At 47.4% G+C, this 20,373-nt stretch carries 18 protein-coding genes and 1 tRNA gene; 12 read left to right on the forward strand and 7 right to left on the reverse strand.

What is annotated here, in order from left to right:
• Window positions 1-98 precede the first annotated feature (98 nt).
• From QUA45_RS06100 to QUA45_RS06110, 3 genes are all read right to left on the reverse strand, one after another.
• A complete protein-coding gene (locus QUA45_RS06100; protein ID WP_333097053.1) occupies window positions 99-1,130 on the reverse strand; it encodes a hypothetical protein in 1,032 nt (343 codons plus the stop codon).
• A 270-nt stretch (window positions 1,131-1,400) separates the two neighbouring features.
• Window positions 1,401-1,473, reverse strand: a tRNA-Glu gene (locus QUA45_RS06105).
• Window positions 1,474-1,557: 84 nt separating this feature from the next.
• Window positions 1,558-2,604, reverse strand: a complete 1,047-nt coding sequence (locus QUA45_RS06110; protein WP_333219949.1) for a M42 family peptidase — start codon at window positions 2,602-2,604, stop codon at window positions 1,558-1,560.
• A gap of 176 nt (window positions 2,605-2,780) precedes the next feature.
• On the opposite strand from QUA45_RS06110, the gene QUA45_RS06115 reads away from it, so the two are divergent.
• From QUA45_RS06115 to QUA45_RS29110, 4 genes are all read left to right on the forward strand, one after another.
• A complete protein-coding gene (locus QUA45_RS06115; protein WP_333097056.1) occupies window positions 2,781-3,197 on the forward strand; it encodes a hypothetical protein in 417 nt (138 codons plus the stop codon).
• A 17-nt stretch (window positions 3,198-3,214) separates the two neighbouring features.
• A complete protein-coding gene (locus QUA45_RS06120; RefSeq protein ID WP_333219951.1) occupies window positions 3,215-4,933 on the forward strand; it encodes an ATP-binding protein in 1,719 nt (572 codons plus the stop codon).
• 695 nt (window positions 4,934-5,628) lie between these two features.
• On the forward strand, window positions 5,629-5,757 hold the full coding sequence (locus QUA45_RS29105; RefSeq protein ID WP_445305291.1) for a hypothetical protein: 129 nt from the start codon (window positions 5,629-5,631) through the stop codon (window positions 5,755-5,757).
• Between the two features lie 11 nt (window positions 5,758-5,768).
• Window positions 5,769-6,041, forward strand: a complete 273-nt coding sequence (locus QUA45_RS29110) for a hypothetical protein (RefSeq protein WP_445305232.1) — start codon at window positions 5,769-5,771, stop codon at window positions 6,039-6,041.
• Between the two features lie 421 nt (window positions 6,042-6,462).
• On the opposite strand, the gene QUA45_RS06130 is transcribed toward QUA45_RS29110, so the two are convergent.
• Entirely contained in the window at window positions 6,463-7,665 is a 1,203-nt protein-coding gene (locus tag QUA45_RS06130) for a glycosyltransferase family 4 protein (protein WP_333219953.1), read from the reverse strand.
• 108 nt (window positions 7,666-7,773) lie between these two features.
• Window positions 7,774-10,095, reverse strand: coding sequence for an IMS domain-containing protein (locus QUA45_RS06135; RefSeq protein ID WP_333097061.1), 2,322 nt, complete (start codon window positions 10,093-10,095; stop codon window positions 7,774-7,776).
• 460 nt (window positions 10,096-10,555) lie between these two features.
• Between QUA45_RS06135 and pdhA the strand changes: the two genes are divergently transcribed.
• Window positions 10,556-11,593, forward strand: a complete 1,038-nt coding sequence (pdhA, locus tag QUA45_RS06140) for a pyruvate dehydrogenase (acetyl-transferring) E1 component subunit alpha (protein ID WP_333097062.1) — start codon at window positions 10,556-10,558, stop codon at window positions 11,591-11,593.
• A 231-nt stretch (window positions 11,594-11,824) separates the two neighbouring features.
• Window positions 11,825-12,226, forward strand: coding sequence for a clan AA aspartic protease (locus tag QUA45_RS06145; protein WP_333097063.1), 402 nt, complete (start codon window positions 11,825-11,827; stop codon window positions 12,224-12,226).
• A 1,403-nt stretch (window positions 12,227-13,629) separates the two neighbouring features.
• Here the strand turns inward: QUA45_RS06145 and QUA45_RS06150 are convergent.
• Both QUA45_RS06150 and QUA45_RS29115 read right to left on the reverse strand, forming a co-directional pair.
• Window positions 13,630-14,277 carry an IS607 family transposase gene (locus tag QUA45_RS06150; RefSeq protein WP_333097064.1) on the reverse strand — a complete coding sequence of 216 codons (648 nt, stop codon included), beginning with the start codon at window positions 14,275-14,277 and terminating at the stop codon, window positions 13,630-13,632.
• 422 nt (window positions 14,278-14,699) lie between these two features.
• Window positions 14,700-15,005 (reverse strand): MrcB family domain-containing protein, encoded by a 306-nt coding sequence (locus QUA45_RS29115; protein ID WP_445304940.1) that lies wholly within the window; start codon window positions 15,003-15,005, stop codon window positions 14,700-14,702.
• A 266-nt stretch (window positions 15,006-15,271) separates the two neighbouring features.
• Here QUA45_RS29115 and rpmI point away from each other — a divergent pair, with 266 nt between their 5' ends.
• From rpmI to QUA45_RS06180, 6 genes are all read left to right on the forward strand, one after another.
• The gene (gene rpmI, locus QUA45_RS06155) at window positions 15,272-15,469 is read left to right on the forward strand and encodes a 50S ribosomal protein L35 (RefSeq protein WP_006634164.1); all 198 of its coding nucleotides are present in this window, start codon (window positions 15,272-15,274) and stop codon (window positions 15,467-15,469) included.
• Between the two features lie 19 nt (window positions 15,470-15,488).
• Window positions 15,489-15,845, forward strand: a complete 357-nt coding sequence (gene rplT, locus QUA45_RS06160; RefSeq protein ID WP_006634165.1) for a 50S ribosomal protein L20 — start codon at window positions 15,489-15,491, stop codon at window positions 15,843-15,845.
• A 272-nt stretch (window positions 15,846-16,117) separates the two neighbouring features.
• Window positions 16,118-16,648: a tetratricopeptide repeat protein gene (locus QUA45_RS06165; protein ID WP_333097066.1), complete on the forward strand. Its 531-nt coding sequence runs from the start codon at window positions 16,118-16,120 to the stop codon at window positions 16,646-16,648.
• 236 nt (window positions 16,649-16,884) lie between these two features.
• Complete coding sequence (locus tag QUA45_RS06170; protein WP_190658171.1) at window positions 16,885-17,262, forward strand: response regulator; 378 nt, start codon at window positions 16,885-16,887, stop codon at window positions 17,260-17,262.
• Window positions 17,259-17,864 (forward strand): chemotaxis protein CheC, encoded by a 606-nt coding sequence (locus tag QUA45_RS06175; protein WP_333097068.1) that lies wholly within the window; start codon window positions 17,259-17,261, stop codon window positions 17,862-17,864. The genes QUA45_RS06170 and QUA45_RS06175 overlap by 4 nt, the downstream gene beginning before the upstream one ends.
• Window positions 17,861-20,053: a diguanylate cyclase domain-containing protein gene (locus QUA45_RS06180; protein ID WP_333097070.1), complete on the forward strand. Its 2,193-nt coding sequence runs from the start codon at window positions 17,861-17,863 to the stop codon at window positions 20,051-20,053. The genes QUA45_RS06175 and QUA45_RS06180 overlap by 4 nt, the downstream gene beginning before the upstream one ends.
• The last annotated feature ends 320 nt before the right edge of the window (window positions 20,054-20,373 follow it).

Here is a 20,373-nt window from a genome sequence, read left to right on the forward strand (position 1 = left end):
AATTAATAGTCTGAGCTCGTGTCCGGTCGATCAACAGCAATATCTGAAAAAAGCCTTGAGCTGCTTCAAGAAAGCAAATAGCTCTACAACCGCTGGTCTCATTCTTCCCATGGACGGCCTTTGGCTTCCAACTCTGCCATTTTTTCCTTCCTTAGTTCATGTAAGGTTCTATTAGTCGAACTAAGCACTGCCCATTCATAAATATTTATAGAAGACCAACCAGTAACTTTCTTTCCCCAACTATTATAGGAGATTTCTTCCCCATTAAATCTGACAAATCTAGGATCAATTATTATAGCTTCAGAGCTTTCAAACTCTTTAATTTCAATGCTATCCCCAGCTTTGATTAATTCCCACTCAAACAACTGATCCATTCGAGGTAGCCAAGTTCTATTAAAGGCAGAATCAGTGGATATAATTTCTTCCTTGATTGTAGAACCTTCTCCGGCTAAACCCACGTAAAAATCATCCAGTTGTGCCGGAGGCAAAATTTTATCAATACTCAAAAAACCTTGCTCTCCTATAAAAACAGGAGTGATATTAAGACAGATTGCGTCTACCCCATTTGCAATCAACCAAGCAACAGCAGAAAGGGTTTGCTCATCAAAGGATGAGGCTATAAGTATTATTCGTTGTTTTTTGTTAAAGGTTTTGAGTGCGTCATTGCTTGACAAGAATTTATTCAACTCTCGTCTCGCTTTTTCACTAGGGGTCAAATCACCTAATTCATACTCATCTTTATGGATCTCGATATACGAACTATAGACCAACTCTACCAGGGATTCAGGTGTCGAAATTTTGGCATAACTCGCGGCATACCTGATAGCTTGAAATTCAAAAGGTTCTTTTCTGGCTTTGATGTCTTGTACGTCGCGTTTAATCTCGATTAGAACAATATTGCCATCTGCATCAATGGCAGTCAGGTCGCTAATCCCGTTACTCGCATTACGAACTTGTTGACCTACAACTAGAAGAGTTTGGTCATCCCCAAAGAGCAAATTGATGTTTTTGCGTAAGAACTCTTCAATATGTCTTTCCTGTAAGTTTAATTCTTTAAAGTTTCTAACTTTTATTTCTATTGCTTCGTTCCTTTGGATGCCACTGTGGTCGAAAGTAACAGGTATGTACATCGCACTCCCTTTGCTGCTATTAGCTGTCTAAGTGTTCAACTATATTGAGCCTATGTATCCGCTCAATAATCCGGGGTAAATCGCTCAACGATGCACCAGGAACCAAACTAAATAAAGCCGGTTTTTGCCGTGGCTGCGGGCTGTCACGCCTCTTCTGAGCAAAAACCCGGTTTCTGGCTACCCGTGCGTAAGTCCTAATAGCAATAAGGGCGGGCAATATGCCCACCCCACATACTAGATATCACTTTGATATCAGACTTAAATTTTCAATACCCCCAGGGGAATTCGAATCCCCGTCGCATCCGTGAAAGGGATGTGTCCTAGGCCTCTAGACGATGGGGGCGCGTTGCGTTTGCTTGTGTTCCGCACCTTTATTACCTTAACTAATCTTTCCCAATCTGTCAACTACTTTGGGAAACTTTTTTTTCTACTCGTCCCAAAGCTCGTCACAGTAGGCTTTGAGGATGGCGGCGCAATTACCGATCGCCCCGAGATGAGCAATTTCAAAGCCGTGGGTGTTCTGGGTGGGGAAAGCCAAACAAGCGGCGCGAGCTACGTGGCCGAACTTCATCGCGATCGAAGCATCGCTTCCAAAACCGCTAATTACCGCCAACTGCACCTCTACATCGGCTGCTGTGGCTGCTGCGCGCAATTGGGCGTTCAATCCTTCATCGTAGACTCCGTAGCCGTCCTGAACCAGCAAAACCGGGTTTTCGCCGTCACGAATCGGGTATTCCGGCGCCAAAGGGCAAATTTCCAAAGCGATCAGCGCGTCCAACGGCTGGCGCTGCGTGAAATACAAAGCTCCGAGCGCCCCAACCTCCTCCTTCGCCGACGCTACCAAATAAACATTCACCGCAGGCTCTTTCAAACATTCCGCCAGAGCCAGCAAAATCGCCACTGAAGCCTTGTTGTCCAGAGTGTAGCTGGCGATCCAGTCCTTCAACCGCAGCGGGCGCTTGCGGTGCTTTCCCACCACCATCCGCGTGCCGGGTCGAATTCCGGCCTCGGCTAATTCCTCGGCGGTACACTTAGTCTCGATCCAGGCATTTTCCCACTTTAAAGAAACATCTTCCTGCTGAGCTTTCTGAGGAGATTCGTGAGAAACATGGCGGGAACCGAAGCTGAGAATGCCGCTAATTGTTTGCTTGTCTCCGAGCAAATCCACCACGCCTTCGCCGTAAACCCAAGGAAATGCGCCGCCCAATCTGCGGACTTCCACGCGGCCACTCTCGCCTATTTTTTTAACTAGGGCGCCAATTTCGTCTTTGTGGGCGGTAATGGCGATCGACTTTTCGGGATTGCGACCCTTAATTAGGGCGATCGCATTGTCCGCGCGATCGATCCAAGCATTCACTCCTAGGGCGGCGAATTTTTCCATCAACCGCTGGTTAATTTCCGACTCCGCACCGCTGGGTGAGTGCAGCATTACTAATTCTTCGATTGTTTGGAACAGGCGATTGAACTCTAACATTTTTGATTTTCGTTTTTAGGAGCGAATTTTGACATATATTAAAACAGATTTACTCTCTATTTCCCCGGCGGTACACTTAGTTTTAATTCAGGCATTTTCCCACTTGAAAGAAACATCTTCCTGCTGAGTTTTTTGAGGAGCCTAGGAATGAAGCAATTGGAGGCAGCAAAGGGCGATTGAGTAACAAGATTCATGCGAGCGCGTGGATGCGTTGGGCAATCCGTTGGGGTTTCACCTCACCCCCCGACAAACTGGTGACGCCAGCAGGAGGCGACCAACGGCAGCCGTTACTGGTGGTGGATACACTGCGGGCTAACAAGGGCTATGATCCAGATCAGCGTGTGATTGACCGCCTCAATGCCGAGGGGAAGACCACCGTGATTTCACCTCGTCGCAACTGCAAGACCCTGGAAACTTACGATGCTCAATTGTACAAAGCCCGTCATTTGATTGAGAACTTTTTTCCCAAGCTCAAGCAGTATCAGGCAATCGCGACGCGCTATCACCCTAGGGCGGTGAACTTTCCGGCGTGCGATTCTTCTGGCTGCTGCGGTCATCTGGTTGAATTGATGACACCCCCTAAATTAACTTGACAGTGCCGTAAACTAATATGCCTGACTTCTTGAGCACCTTCTTTTCTAATAATTTCATTCCTCACGGGCATTGTTACCTCTGGAAACCGGGGTTAGTCTGGCTGCACTTAACGTCAGATGCCTTGACTACCCTCGCTTATTACTCGGTGGCGGTTGCCATTGTTTACTTTACAAATGAGCGTAAGGATCTGCCTGCCCACACGGTGATGCTGCTGGTAGGTTTCTTTTTTATATTTGCCTTATGTGGCACGACGCACCTGATGGAAATAGTGACACTTTGGCACCCCATTTATTGGGTTGCAGGACTTATCAAAGCTGTCACTGGTGTTTGGTCTTTTTATACGTTCACCTTTTTACTTATTCCCTTAATTCCAGTGGCACTCGATACGCCCAGTCCAGCTCAACTTGCCCTTACAAACCAGGAACTAGAAGAGAGTCGCCGCCGTATCGAGGCGATTAATGTGGAGCTAGAGCAACGGGTGCATGAACGCACTGCCCAACTGGAAGCCTCTAATCGCACCAAAGACGAATTATTGATGCGTGAACAAATAATTCGGGCAGACGCAGAGGCCGCCAACCGTGCCAAGGATGAGTTTCTCTCGATTCTTTCTCATGAACTCAGAACTCCTCTCAACGCGATCTTAGGGTGGTCAACGATGTTAAGGCAGAAAAACCTGAGTGAGGATAAGGTGGCGCGGGCTTTGGAGACGATCGAGCGAAACGCGAAGTCTCAAGCCCAGCTCATCGAAGACATCCTCGATGTCTCTCGCATCATCACGGGTAAACTGCGCCTCCGAGTCCGTCCTGTCAACCTCGTGCCGGTGATTGAATCGGCGATTGAGTCTGTACACTTGGCGGCTGATGCAAAGTCAATTCGCCTGCAAAGCGTGCTCGATTCTGAAGCTGGCCCGCTCTTGGGTGATGCCGATAGGTTGCAGCAAGTTGTGTGGAATCTACTTTCTAACGCCCTCAAATTTACGCCTAAAGACGGGCGAGTCCAGATTCGTTTGCAGCGGGTTAATTCCCATGTTGAAATTACTGTCAGCGACACTGGAGCAGGCATCAGCTCGGACTTTCTACCGTTTGTGTTCGATCGCTTCAGCCAGCACGACAGCACGACAACTCGTAGTTATGGGGGCTTGGGTTTAGGGTTAGCCATTGTGCGTCAATTAGTTGAATTACACGGCGGGACTGTAACGGTAGTAAGTCCAGGGATAGGACAGGGGACGACCTTTACAGTCAAACTGCCCGTGATGATTATCCATCTACCACCCAGCGCTCCAGAGCCATTGAACTCGCTCGTCGAGGCGAATGGGAGGTTTCAGACCTCGCCGACCCTTGAAGGCTTACAAATCTTAGTGGTAGAGGACGAGGCTGACGCGCTAGACTTGCTGAGCACGATTCTCGAAAAGTATGGTGCTGAGGTCATGGCTGTGGCTTCGGTCAAGGAAGCCTTGACCATTATCGAAACCGCAACCGATCGCAAGCCCGATGTTTTAGTGAGCGATATTGGGATGCCGGATGAGGATGGCTACTCGCTGATCCGCAAGTTGCGTCAACTTGAAGCGCAGCGGGGCGGTAGGCTACCCGCGATCGCGCTGACGGCCTATGCCCGGAATGACGATCGTCAGCAGGCACTATTAGCAGGTTTTCAAATGCATTTAACCAAACCCGTAGATGCTGCTGAGTTAGTGGCGGTGGTGGCCAGCCTCACCGGACGTACAAGCAGGTGCTAAAACCCAAGTGTTCAAGAACAAATGTTGCGTTTGAGAATCATGGGCTTCTTGTCAGCTTGGCGAGAAGGCTAGGGGAGAAGGCAAATCAAGCTTGTGGGTGTTGTCTCCAGCACAAACCTCTGTTAGTGATTCAGGTAGCAGGTCTAGCGTATTTAGGATAGGAAGCACTGTGAGTAGTTGTCGAGTAGAGCCTGCATGAGTGCTATATTCTCTAATATCAATTCCGGTTGCACCGGAATGATATATTGAAAGAGCATCAAGAGTGCTACGAGGACAAGTCAGGCCTAAACGCCTCAAGTTAGAGCCTCATCAAACCTCCTCGCCCGTTTTCTAAACTTTATCGTCAAGCGTCAGACCCAATTGAACGGACACGCTACCAAATAATTTGGCTCTTAGCAACTCGACGGATTACCGAAGATGTCGCGGATGTCGCGGGTTACTGCCGTAACTCTATATATCGCGAACGTTCGCCGCTACAATCAATTAGGTGCTAATGGGTTGAAAGACAAACGTCATCAACATCCGGGTACTCAACCTTTACTTTCTGTGGTGGAACAAGCACAACTTTTGCAAACTTTACGAACTCCAACTGCTGATGGAGGATTATGGAACAGTCATAAAGTTGCTGAGTGGATGAGTAATTTACGCTTAGCGTCCAGGAGCGCGTACAAAGGGGTTGGGACTATCTACGTTCGTTGGAGTTTCGCTTACGGATACCCAGATCGAAACACGACCTTGCTGACTTTGAAGTCCAAGAAGCTTGGAAAAAAAACTGCGAGGGCAAGCTAAACGAATTCAACATTAGCATCCATTGGCAGCAGTAAAAGTGTGGGGAATGGATGAGCATCGTCTGGGATTAAAGCCAATAATTCGGCGAGTCTGGGTAGGGTATGGGGAGCGGCCCATAGCCAAGGTAAATTGGCGCTATCAATGGCTATGGTTATATGGTTTTGTATACCCGTCAACGGGAGAAACCTACTTTTGGATTCTGCCAAAAGTTAACATCCAGCTTTTCAACTTAGTTTTAGAAGATTTTGCTAGAGAATTGGGAGTGGGTCAAAATAAATACATCATCTTAACTAAAAACCTACGCTGGTTGGCATACTAGCCCACAAGTTATAGTTCCAGAGGGTCTAGACTTAGAATTTATGCCCTCTCATTCTCCCGAGTTACAACTTTCTCAGAACGTCTGTACCCTTTAGTTAATGAAGCAATTGTCAATCGGTCATTTCAAAATCTTGATGAATTAGAAGAAGTATTATTTCAACTTTGCCAAGTTCTGCTGAAACAATCTTCTTTGATTAAACGAATTACTTGTTTCCATTGGTGGCTTACAACCAAAGCTATATCATTCGGGTGCAACCGGAATTGATATTACTTGTTGCCATTGGTAGCCTACAACCAAAGCTATATCATTCGGGTGCAACCGGAATTGATATTAAGTGCAGATTCATAGTGAATTGGTATCATAATTGTCAAAAAAAAACTATTTCTGATCGGAAAATACTTAGGGGGTTGAAACGTTAAAACTACAAAATTATTGGCTCAAAAATAGACTTCTCCTTTCTCTTTTTATCTCCTCCCATCACCTCAAGCAATCGATCGACTACACGCCTCCAAGTAAAATTTTCAGCCACAAAAGCCGGACCCGCAACCCTCGCTTTCGCAGCGATTCCAGGCTGTTCGATCGCTCCTTGCATCAAATCAGTCAAATGTTCCCACTCCGGAGCTAAGATAAATAAGGTTTCCCCGTCACTCACCACAGCCGTAAATTTACTCTCAATCCGCTGTGCAAAGTTCGAGCCCGTAAAATCATCCGTAGGACCCCCCGCAGTGCAAATAACAGGCAAACCGCAAGCTGCAGCTTCCAACACCGGCAGATTAAAACCTTCTGCCAAATACGGAGAAACATAAGCATCAGCAGCTTGGTAAAACTCTGCTATTTGAGCAAAAGATAGCTGGCTACCAGTATAAATTAATCTCGGTAAAACCCTCGCTCTTTCGGCATCGTTGAGGACAACTCGGCAGGCTTCGGCAATCTCATCTCTGGACGGATAAAGCACTTCTGAACCTTTTAAAACTAATCTCGCATCTGGATATTTGTCAACTACCGCAGCAAAGGCTTTTAATAAAGGGCGAATACCTTTGCGATCCGTTTGCCCTCCGATGTTTAAAAATATAAAATAGTTTGACCAGCCGAAGCTTTGGCGCAGTGATTGACGCCGATCGCCCGCAGCAGGATAATAAATCTGAAGATCGACTCCCAAAGGTACGACGGCAATGCGATCTTCCTCAACTCCGCTGCGAATTAAGCCAGCTTTTGACCAAGCTGAAGGTGTAATAATTTTTGTTTCTGAGTTAACCGCAGTTTGGGCGATCGACTTAACACCCATCGCCTGTAATACTCTACTGGTAACAATCCCCCATTCTGTCGCTGCAAATACCCAAGTTTGAGCGCTGCTGGATGCCGAGAAGTCCCACGGGCAGTACATTCGCAGCGTAACATCGGCTGACTGATTTACCGCAGGGCTCTTAATGCTGCGAAGTAAGGTTTCATTTGGGCTATCGAACAAGCTAATTTTCGTCTCCCAAGCTGCGTCAATGTAGGGCATATCCCGGTGGAAAAGCTCAATTTGGCTTCGCGGGCGGTCGAGCATTTCCAGCAGTTGAAATTGATTGGCTACACAATAGGAATGATAAATAAAACGCCAGCCTTCAACAATAATCTGCAATTCACAGCTCCCGCTTTTGGAATTAAAAATTAACCTAATAATCAAAAATTGGTAATTAGTAATTAGCCAGCCGAAATTACCAATTACCAATTACTAATTACCAATTCCTTACTTAATCACTTGCCAATCCATAATCCGCCACTGTCCCTCTTGACGGATCAAGTCGTAACGCACGCGCAGGTTTTCGTTGCGGGAAGAAACGAGCTGAGAACGATCGAACACTTCGGCTTTTTCCGCGACTTGGGCTTCTACTTGAGCGCGATCGGGATTAGTCGGATTCGTCTTAACTCCATTAACTTGCAGCTTGTGTACATAACGCTGGTGCGCGTTGTTTCGCTGTTGAGCTTCTGCCATCAATTGCCAGCGAGACAAAGCAGGTTCTGTCAGAACTTGCTTTAATTCTTCGACAGCGTGATTGGGGCCCAAAGCCGCTGCTTTCGCCGACAGCCAGCTTTGAACTATTTGTTCGGCTGATTCCTCAGTGATTTCTCCCGACACTGCGCCTGCGGCGCTCGGCTCTGGGACCGCGGCCAAGGCAGGGATTTCTAGGGGCGGTTCTTCTAGACGGACGAGGGCTTGCTCTCCTTGGAGGGATGGGCCCGATAAAGCTTGCATCGCGCTAGCCAACAGACTGAGTATTAACCACAGGAGTAACAGGCTCAGGACACCTGCGACTAGAAACAAAGCCAGCCTGTTTGGAGGCATGGACTTGACTTGGGCGGTAAGTTCTGCTGCCTTGGTGCGCGCTCGATCGACCAAATCCCCATTTAGCCCATTGCCGGTTGCTCCGCTGCGCCCTGAATGTTGGCGTCTGCGTTGTTTGGAAGTCGAGTCTACGGGGTGTGGGACTGTCGCTATCGGGATAGAGACGGGGGCAACAGCGCTGGGCGCAGCCACCGTTGCCTGGGATTTCGCGCCCGATCCTGCGGTGGAAGCCTCGCCTGGTACAGGGGTCAAGGTGACCGTGCTGGCTCCCTGCTTGGCTGTGGGTGGCTGTGCGGGTATGGCAGCGGGCGAGCGGCCTGCTGTGGGTTGCAGTCGCGCTGGGGGCTTGCCGGAGCGGGGCTGCACGACGACCCATTCGTTGGCGGTTTCTGCGTCCTGTGGCAAAGCTTCTAGGTAAGCTTGTACTTTCGGGTCGGCAAAGTATTCTTTCAAGGACACAGACTCGTTGGCCAAGTCGCGGAAGTGGGGAAACACTTCTTCTTGTAGCCAATGTTCGGCGTACAAGCACAGTCCGGGCAACAAGTCGGGTGAATCTTGGGAATGTTCGCGAATGAATGCCAGGGGCTCTTTTTCCGAACTCAGTTCGAGGGATCGGCTGGCTTCTTCTGTCTGGCCCAGCAGCAGGGAACAGACAGCTTTTTCCAGGTGAACGTCTTGGCGGCGACCGAGCTGCATCAGCATCAGCTTGGCCCGACGGATCATCGATGGCTGTCTGGCTGCAAATCCTTGGGCTAACAGGGTGTAGACCGAGAGGTAAGTGGCGACTGCGGAAGGGCGGCCGGCTTCGGCTTCAAATAGCGCCTGCTGCTCGCTGCTGGTTAGGTGTTTACGCATTTGCTGCACGAACCGGAGGAAGTCTTCTATTCCTAAACCCGATCGATCGTCTCCCGATCCGTCGATGCCGCCTCGTTCTTGAAGCATTTCTCGCAGGATTTGCAGTCCCCGACGACGCTCGGCGACTTTTTCTTCGGGAAGGGATAGTAGCTCTAAAATGTTGTACGGACGGAGTTTGTAGATGTCGGCTTGCATTTCACCCCTCACGCTTGCAAATAGGCTTTCGCGCAGCAGCAATTCTTGACCTGCTTCTAATGATTTTGCGGCATTTTCGTACTGACCTTGCTGCCACTGTTCGCGGCCGAGTTCTAGACAGGCAAGGCTGACAGTTAAAACTATATCTGGCCGCACGAGCTGAGGGTCGCCGAAACGACCTTCTGCGATCGCGATGCTGCCATTGTTAAGATACGGGCGACCCAGCTTCTGTACGAGTTCGTATTCCCCCAGTTCTTGCAGTACGAGCAGGGCTCCTACGAATTGGTTGTCATCGATTTCAATACTTGGAGTGTGGGGGTCGGGAGCAGCATCTAAAGTCTTGGACTCTGGCGGAGCGGTTTCTCCTGCCTCTTGCAGGAAGGTGGCTGTGCCTGCTGAGGTTTTTGACCTCTGGTGCTTGGCTTCGAGTGCGGCTTCCGACTCTCGATCGTAAGTTTTGGCTAAAAAACTGGCATCGTAAGCTTTGCGCCCCTCTGAGTCTGACAGAACGGCGCAGGCTTCATCGAGCAGTTGTTTGCGGGCGACGATCGCAACTTCAGAATACTCCCTGCGCGGGAGCTGTAAAGTTCGATCGCGGTGAGCCTGCTGCAACTGTTCGGCAGTAGCTTGAATCGGTAGACCCAAAATCCGGTAGTAATCTAGTGGAATTAACACTCGTCCACTTCCCCAAAGCGCTAGCAACTGAATTAGCCTATCTTAAGTGAGATACTCCCGCAAACCCAATCAAAAATTCTGGTGTTGGCTTCCAACCGCTCAATTCACGGTATCTTGGACTTGCCGTAGAGATACTCTGACTTTTTTCCCTCTACAGCGTTTTACAGTGAGGAAAATGCCACGCCCCACTGCCCGTCAGCTACCCGTCAGCTAAAGGAGTGGTTTGACTTGCAGAGCATTATTCGGGTTTGAGAGTAATGGAATTATATCATTTGTTGGCATCGGTTTTAGATGGGAGTTGGTTCTCCAAGTCCCGGCAAGCCTCTCCGCCTGCCAAACTCATTTTAACAATTGGTGAACTGCTGTACAAAAAAGGTACGATCGTTTTCTGCTGCGGTTGTGTCCCATCTCGGTTTAAATTTAGATGTCTAGGAAGCCGATCGTCGGGTATTAATTATTTATGGTTCAGGAACGGACTTTACCAGTTTTTGACGCGCAAAGCGTAAACCTTTCTCGGGATGAGGGCTTGATGCTCTACGAGGATATGGTGTTGGGGCGCTATTTTGAGGACAAGTGTGCTGAGATGTACTACCGGGGCAAAATGTTTGGTTTTGTCCACTTGTACAACGGTCAGGAAGCTGTCTCTACTGGCGTGATTCGATCGATGCGCCGGGATGATACCGATTATGTCAGTAGTACCTACCGCGATCACGTTCACGCTTTGAGCGCGGGTGTGCCGGCGCGGGAGGTAATGGCGGAGTTGTTCGGGAAGGAAACTGGTTGCTCGAAGGGCCGCGGCGGTTCGATGCACATGTTTTCGGCCGAACACCGACTGTTGGGCGGTTATGCTTTTGTGGCTGAGGGAATTCCTGTAGCTACGGGGGCTGCTTTTCAATCGAAGTACCGGCGCGAAGCTTTAGGGGATGAGAGTTCCGATGGGGTAACTGCTTGTTTTTTTGGCGACGGTGCTGCCAATAACGGTCAGTTTTTTGAGTGTTTAAATATGGCGGCTTTGTGGAAGTTGCCGATTATTTATGTTGTGGAAAACAACAAATGGGCGATCGGGATGGCCCACGAGCGAGCTACTTCTGACCCGCTGATTTACAAGAAAGCTCATGCTTTTGGCATGGCTGGCGTCGAGGTTGACGGGATGGATGTTTTGGCGGTGCGGGAAGTGGCGAAGGAAGCTATAGCGCGGGCGCGCGCCGGCGAAGGGCCGACTCTGATCGAGGCTTTGACTTATCGCTTTCGCGGGCATTCTTTGGCCGACCCTGATGAGTTGCGTTCTAAGGAAGAGAAGGAATATTGGTTCCCTCGCGATCCGATTAAGAAGTTGGCTGCTGATTTGATCGATCGAACTTTGGCAACTGCTGAAGAATTGAAAGAGATCGATAATAAAATTGAAGCAGTAATTGATGATGCAGTCGATTTTGCGGAGAAAAGCGCTGAGCCAGATCCTAGCGAATTGTATCGGTTTATCTATGCAGAAGATGAGTAAGCAGTTGTGCATTTAACTTGTATGTTTAGGGCGGGCAGGATGCCCACCCCACAAGAGTGATAGCTCCCCGTAGGGACACGGCGAAAGCTTTTGTCCCTACTGCACTTCATAAACCTGCGATAGGCTGTAAGACTTACGCACAGACTCTACTTGTAGGGTGCGCAGTGCGCACCTTACTATAAATTCAAGCTAGAATCAAAGGTAGACTTTCTAGACGAAAAGAGAGGCGATGTGATAAATCTCGATCGCAATCTAACTCAAGCCAGCAAAAATATGGGTGCAGTTCGAGTCAAAGTCAAGCTAACGAATGCCATTAATGAAGAGTTAGTCAAGAGAGGATTGCTCAATCCAAATCTGTTGCGCATCTACGAAGCAGAAGCACTCATATATACTGGTGCAGTACGCACAGCTATTCCTGTAGAAGTCTGCGAACACTTGGGTTTAAGAATTAGGAGTCACGAAATAGAAAAATATGCTGATGGCAGGCAAGAAACTGTAGGGTTGACTGGGCCTGTTATTATTGAAATAGAAGGGCGCGAAACGATTGAGGCGGGAATGGTTTTAGGCGATATGGTGCTAATCGGCCAAACTGTGTTAGAAACTTTAGATTTGCTAGTAGATTGCAAAAATTAGTGTCTAATTCCCAATCCCGAAAATCCCGAAAGGCCTGTATTGAGAGTTTAATATTAAATCCAGCTTAAATACCTCTTTTATTTGTAATGTTCGAGTGCCTATAGGGGGAGGATGCCAGCATTTTTAATCCGCAGAAATTAAACTATTTACGGAGGATTTTAGTCGTAGACCCATTCTTGAAACTCATTTTGATTCATTGGCGACGGCTTCATCATTATACTTAGTAACATATGTTTTTCATAGTCCCAATTCGAGGAAGTTTTAGAACTAGGAAACCATTTATCCACTAGCAATAAAGTTGCTCCAGACCTTTTACATTTATAGTCAAGTTAACGCTTGAATTCGTAATGTAAAACTATAGTTCGGATATTGACCCAGCCCGCTTCTGATGAGCCATCATGCCTTTGACGTTTAACCCACATTCGGCACCCTGAACTGTCACACTAGGAATTTTCGGAGTTTGGCGAAATTGAACTGGCGCTCGCAAGTCCAATTTCCCACTTGCGTGTATAAAAAGTGACTATTTTGGTTCACAAAATTCCACAAAAACTGATTGTGACAGTGGAGGGTGCGGAATGTGGGTTTAAGTTTTTAATCTTAATTACCTTGAAATTTTTAGCCAAATAAGTTTTTAATTTCTGAATATAAAAGAATGGAATACCAGCTATTTGTGCGTAAATTTGGCTAATTTTATTGTAAGTTTTGCGTTAGTTTTGGGAATCTTTTACCTGTTTTGATGCTTGCTGTAAAGTAGCTAGCTTGGCTTGCACACTGGCTATTAACGGTTTTGTTGCATCAAAAACTTACCGATTTGACAGCGTGGTCGCATATTTAATACCTACGTCGATTCCTACAACTGCTTCAGATTACTTAACAGGTAAACGTTCCGCGTCAAAAGAGAAGGATACTTTCCCAGCGACTTCCTTCTTTGGATATCGTGAAAGTTATAGACACAAAACTACATTTAAGTGCCTCGTAAAGTCGAAACTTTCCCAAGGTGGGAATCTTAATTGTGCTACCAGGACTTAGCAGAACTTTGACGCTAGATGGTTCAACCGTAAAAGACTGACCATCCCGGCGACTAACAAATTTTGGATAACCTGCTTTCCCGGAACGATGTCGACTAAACGCATCTTTCAAGTCAATCAAAGAATTTTGATAAACTCGACTAGACAACTGGTTTATCTAAACGAATTTAGGTTGTTTCTTGAGGTAGTTGGTGAGAACTTTTTTGACTTAGTTGAGTACCTTTGAGTCTTAAAGCTTCCCCTCGCTATGCATTGGGGTTGGCAAGCTTAATCCAAAATTAAATACTGCGCGCCGAAATCCTACGTGTTTTGCCATCAAGGTCGCTTCATTGTTATTCAATTTTAGCGATCGTTTGACGCCAAACATAGTTAAACTTACTTGGAGGTCTTTACTTGATCAACTATAGAGGAATCCGAACAAGGGTCTACACCCTCTACAATATTTTTAACTTTTGCTTTATATTTTCGCAGGGCGTAGAGGCGGGAAGAAAAACAGTGGATTATTGAAAGCAAGTCTTGAGTCAATTCTTCATGCGGTGAAAGGCTTTCGGCGTTGGCGACGATAATCGTCCCGCCATTCCACTGTAGAATTTGCTCGACCAGTTCAAAACCAAATCGGCACAGCCTATCTTGATGAGCCACGTAAAGCACCCTGACTTCGCCTAGTATCGCCCATTGTAGGATTTGCAGGAATTTGGGACGTTTGAAATTGAGTCCACCCCCAATCTCCTGAATGGAGTCTGTGATAGCAACTCCTTGCGCCAAGCAGAATTGTTCCATAGCTTGTGTCTGACGAAGTAAGTCTTGTTTTTGTCCGGGGGACGAGACGCGACAATATACGATCGCTCGATTGGGTGGCGTTTTACCGGTCTTTAGGTTCCGGACTATATTTAGGTGAGTTTCTGAATAAACACGCTGGTTGCCCAGTGTTCTCTCAGGGATTAACTTGCCTTCCCTTTCCCAGCGCCGTAACGTAGAGCTTGAGACTCCCACTAATTTTGCGAATTCTGCCACTTTCCACATAGAACTTTATCTCGGCGAATAACTATGGATAAGTTTAGCAAATTATTGGACACTTAAGTCTTGCTCAAATACCATAGTAGGTCCTAATCATAAGGACGATCGCATTGGGTGAGTGGCATCTCCTAGTAACGTGATTTTCTCTATCCCCCCATTGGGATACTGGTTCCAGATCAAAGACGCCTGTTTCCACGATGTTGGTAGGATTCAGTTGCTCGAATAACCCTTTCAACAATGGACATCCATGGGTCAAAAACTTGCAGAACCATCTAAAAGTAGTTGCCTTTGGAATATAATAATCAAGCTGAAGATCGATTCTGAAAATTCCCTGAGCTTGTCAGAACCAAGCTTATATTTAAATAATTTTGGTTGAACCCTTACCATGTCCCTCGACTTCTCAAGTCCTAACTTATTTCTTTTATCTGCTATTCCTTGATTGATAGAAGCGTAAACGCCACAGAAGTCGGCGCGAAAGAAACACAGTAAAACCCCGACTGGACACTCTCAGTTACAAGTTTGTTAAATATTGCTATCCCAGGAACTTTAGCCCAAAAACCATTCCCGGCTGAAGCTTTTACGCTAGAGCTTTCGGGTAATTCCAATGAAGCACTTATTAATTTGGTCACTAGATTTCTGACATAAATAGCAAAGAAATGTCTATTAAAATTGTCATTACTGACAAATGGATATTTGCAATTTTTTTCAAGGGACTCTGTAAGCGCCTGAATCAATAATTAATGTTGCGTCTTCAATTTAATTATCGTGCCTCACCAAAAGCTTTCAAATATTAGCTGTGGCGCTAACCGTTAATTATACCGCAACTGCGGTATAACATTCTATAATAGGTGTTAATAGCAGCAAACAACCACAAGATTAGCCGATCTCCCATCCTGTATATTGCCCCAAGTACAGCGCCACTGCTAACCCACAAATCTCCCTTGCAGAAAGTAGCACAAACGTGATACGGTATAAGCTTGTGTCCAAATAACACCAGTTCATGCCAAAACTCAAAACTCGCAAAGCAGCCGCAAAGCGCTTTAGAGCGACCGGCAGCGGTAAGATCGTGCGCCGCAAAGCTTACAAAAGCCACTTGCTACAGCACAAAAGTTCAGCTCGCAAAAGCCGTCTCTCTAAGCTGGTCGTCATCGACGAGACCAACGACGCTAACGTGCGGTTAATGCTTCCATACTTGTAAAGTTTAACGGAAATTAAAGATGACACGGGTAAAACGCGGTAATGTCGCCAGAGCGCGCCGCAAAAAAATTCTCAAATTAGCCAAGGGTTTCCGAGGCGCACAGTCCAAACAGTTCCGCACAGCTAACCAACGGGTGATGCAGGCCCTGCGTAACGGTTATCGCGATCGCAAAAAACGCAAACGCGATTTCCGCCGCCTGTGGATTGCTCGGATCAATGCCGCATCGCGCCAGCACGGCACGAGCTACAGCAGACTGATCGGCAATATGAAAAAAGCCAACATCGAAATCAACCGCAAAATGTTGGCACAAATGGCGATCATTGACCCAGCCACATTCGGTAAAGTCGTGGAAATGGCTAATCGAGCCGGAGCCTGAAAGTTCGCTTGATTTTCAGAATGCAGAAAGCAGAAGTAAGAAAGATTTAACAGTCTGCCAGAGAAGGAAAACTCCTGATAAATCTAGGAGGTTGAGACCAAATTTCCTTCTTTGTTCTTACTTCTGGGCTCTTGCTTTTTCAGAAATCGCGATCGGACCTGTCGATCGCTATTTCCGTGTTTTTTATACAGTTGCAGAGGCAAATGTCAGAGATTGCTAACGCCTTAAAATAAATAAGACCTTCCAGAAACCTACCTAATTTTAAGAAAAACATGGATAGTAATTTGCTCATTGTTTACCTGACAGTTCTGCTCGCTATACTCGGCAGCACTTCCTGGTTTGTGGTGCGCCAGATTCTTAAAACTCGGAAGCTGGAAATGTCTCTCGAACGCTTAGAAAATAAGCTGACAGTAGAAAGAGGAACAGCACAGGAATACTACGAATTAGGAAGTATCTATGTAGATAAGAAGCTTTACTCCCAAGCGATCGTACTGTTTCAAAAAGCCCTGAAAGCCAAAGACTTGGAAGGCGAAGAAAATCAAGCTGTTATTTACAACGCCCTCGGTTTTGCACACTTTGGCCAAGAACAGTACGACATCGCAATCCGCCACTACAAAGAAGCCCTGAAGTTACAACCAGAATACGTTACATCTCTCAATAACCTGGGTCATGCCTACGAGCGAAAGAAATTAACAGCTCAAGCTTTGGAAATGTACGAACAAGCTCTCGCCTGCGATCCAGACAATACCACGGCAAAACAGCGAGTAGAGTCTCTCCGGAAGCGTTTGGTCATCTATAATTGAGCGCCCATGTTAGGAGCAATAGAGATCCCCCAAACCTGGTTTCATTCAGAAACCGGGTTTTTTCTTCACATAGTCCCAGATACTAAACTATCCAACACATTAATGGGTTAGTTTTTAAGAACAGGAATTCCGAGTCAAGCTCGATCGCACATCGTCCCAGCACTTTAAATTAATGTCAAGATAAAAGCAGTACCTGCAATACCGGTCAGTCCTAACAATAGAAGGAGGAGAACGTAGTGACATCAATTCTGGTTGTCGAAGATTCGTGGTTGACTCGCAGGGTAATCTGCAAAATTCTCCGAGCAGAAGGATACGAGACTTGGGAAGCATCCAGCGGCCCCGAAGCTCTAGAACAGCTCGGCACTAAAACCCCAAACTGTATGCTATTAGATCTGCTGATGCCAGAAATGGAAGGTCGGGAAGTCCTGCAAGCCATGCGCGATCGAGGATATAAAATTCCAGTGATCGTAATTACCGCAGACATCCAAGCAAGCACCCGCTCCGAGTGCATGGAACTCGGAGCCATGGCAGTCATTCACAAAATGCCCAACTCAGACGAACTGATCGGATGGATCAAAAAAGCTCTCAGTGTCAGCGAGGAGAGCACCCAATGAAATTAAGCACTCGACAGCTTGATGCTTTGCAGGAACTCGTCAATATCGGGATCGGTCAAGCCGCAGGGGTTTTGAACGATATGATCGACTCCCCGATTCGCTTGCAAATCCCCTACCTTCAAATTCTGACTCCCATCGACGTGGAAGAAGAATTAGAGCAGCACCTCAACGGCGAGCAAATCGCCGCTGTCCAGCTCAAATTCACAGGCTCCTTTGGAGGCATTGCCCAGCTAGTCTTTCCCACCAACAGCGCTGCCCTGCTGGTGACAATGCTTACAGGGGAAGAAGGAACTCACGATCTCGATTCAGTCAAAATTGGTACGCTGAGTGAAGTGGGAAACATTGTAATTAATGGGGTTATGGGTGCAATCAGCAACGTGCTTCAGCAGCGCCTGAATTACTCAATTCCCACTTATAGCGAAGGGACGATTTCTAGTTTGCTGATATCTGGCGGTTTAGCTACTGATACAGTTGTTTTATTAGCCCAGACCAGCTTCATGATTGAAAGGCTTCACATTGAAGGAGATATCATTCTTATTTTCAATGTTAATTCCTTTGACACCTTGTTGACTGCTATCAATCAACTTGCCGGGGGTCTATGATTGAGGAGAGCAAAAGTATTAAGGAAAAGTTTGGGGTTCTCGACAGCGTACCAGTCGGCGCCTGCTTGCTCCAAGATGATTTTGTGGTGCTGTTTTGGAACACTTGTCTGGAAGAGTGGACTAAAATTCCACGCAGCGAAATATTGGGGACAAAGATCACAACCCATTTTCCTCACTTGAGTCAGTTAAAGTACGCCACTCGCTTCAAGCAAATCTTTGCAGGAGGCCCGCCAACAATTTTTTCTTCTCAAATTCACAAACACCTGATTCCGGCAACTTGGCAAGACGGTCAGCAGCGAATTCAGCAAACTACAGTGACTGCTGTGCCGGCCCTAGAGGCTGGCATAGAAGAACAGGAGATTAGAGACTGGGTTCTCCACACTCTTGAGTTAAAACCAGATGGTACTGTCGGAGTCGGATCACCAAGAAGTGCTTTTTTGTCTAGGGAATCTCCACCCTCAGTTTCGTCATCAATATGGCCGGGGGTGAATTCCCCATCGTTCTACGCGCTGCTGGTGATTCAAGACGTGACCGACCTCACCCACCGCATCCAAGCTTACCGCACAATGCGGGATCAAGCTTTGGAAGAAGTGCAAGTGCGGCAGCGGGTGGAGGAAGAATTGCGATCGAGTCAGCATTTCATCCAGCAGATTGCTGACGCGGCGCCTTATTTGCTCTATATCTACGATTTGACCGAACAGCGAAACGTCTACGTCAACGGTCAAGCTTCTAAATTGTTGGGCTACAATCCCCAAGAAATTTTACAGATGCAAACTGCTTGGTATTCCAGTTTGGTGTACCCAGAAGATTTGCCGAGGCTCAAAGCCCACCAGGAAAAATTTCCCTCGACCCAAGACGCGCATATTTTGGAGTTGGAATATCGCCTCAAACATCGATCGGGCGAATGGCGCTGGTTTCGCTGCCGCGACCAAGTTTTCGCCCGTACAGCCGACGGCTGCCCCAAACAAATTTTCGGCACCGCTCAAGATATCACCGAGTACAAGCGGGCAGAAGAGGCGCTAAGGCAGCAGAACGAACGAGAACTGCTGATGGCGACGATTACTCAGCACATCCGCCAGTCTCTGGATTTGGGCGAAGTGCTCAGCACGACAGTGACAGAAGTACGTCAGTTCCTTCAGGCCGATCGAGTGATGATCGTGCGCTTTAACCCCTGTACCGGCAGTCTCTGCGCCGGCCCGGCGACGGGGGCGGTGACAGTGGAATCTGTAGCTCCCAACTGCCCGCCGATGTTGGGGGAAACCCTGGAAAATTTCTGTTTTGACCAGTTCTATCTCGAAGCGTACCAACATCGAGCGATCCGACCGATCGCGGATGTTTTGGCCGCCGAGTTGCCGCAATATCAAATTGACTTGCTCGCACAATTCGCCGTGAGAGCTTATTTGGTTGTGCCTTTAGTCCAAGGAGATGATTTGTGGGGGCTGCTGATGGCCCACCAGTGCAGTCCCCGGCAGTGGATGCAGTTGGAAGTAGAGTTGCTGTCTTCTCTGGCCACCCAGTTGGCGATCGCCATCAAGCAAGCAGAACTATACCAGCAGTTGCAAGCCGCCAACCTCAAGTTAGAGCGCTTGGCCAGTTTAGACGAACTCACACAGCTAGCAAACCGCCGCCGATTCGATCAGTATTTAGAAATGGAGTGGCGCAGACAAGTCCGGGAACAAACGCCTCTGTCCCTGATTCTCTGCGATATTGATTCTTTTAAAAGTTACAACGATACCTACGGGCATCCAGGGGGAGACGAATGTTTGCGGCAAGTCGCCGCGGCGATCGGCAATGCCGTCAATCGCCCCGCCGATTTAGTAGCTCGCTACGGAGGCGAAGAATTTGCCGTTATTTTGCCAAATACCGCGATTCAAGGCGCTGTGCTGGTAGCCGAACACATAGAACTCAAAATCGCAGCTTTGCAGCTTCCTCACGCTGGTTCTCAGGTGAGCCAGTACGTCACTCTCAGCCTGGGCGTAGCGAGTATTGTTCCTGCATCTGAATCGGGAGCCGAAATTCTGATTGCCGCAGCCGACCAAGCGCTTTACCAAGCTAAACGACTTGGGCGTGCTCGTATCCAACTTTACCAGCCTGATCCTGCTGGCAAGGGGAATGGGACAGGCACTTCAATACTTCCTCTAGATTTTTCTATACCCAATACTAATTTACCCTCTCCCACTAGCGCTTGACGAATTGCCATATTTGTGGGTTCAGAGTAGTTATACCACTCCGCAAAAAAATGCACCTGTCCGCGCGTGATCCAAACCCTGATATCCCTCTTCTGTCAGTCTGCGAATTAAAGAAGTAAGAAATAAGCTGCTCAAGCATAAAAATAAAAGGGTTGGAATGGATTTATTGGAGCAATTAAATCGTGGAACCCAATCAATAATACCATTTTTTTAAATACTGCTATAGATAAATAACGTCAGTTCGGGAGAAGCCAGTTAAGCTGAAGATTGTCAAACCAATTCAGCAAGCATCTCCCATGTCTAGTTTAGAAGAACTATTC

It is taken from the genome of Microcoleus sp. Pol12A5 (assembly GCF_036701435.1).
Taxonomy (GTDB): Bacteria; Cyanobacteriota; Cyanobacteriia; order Cyanobacteriales; family Microcoleaceae; genus Microcoleus.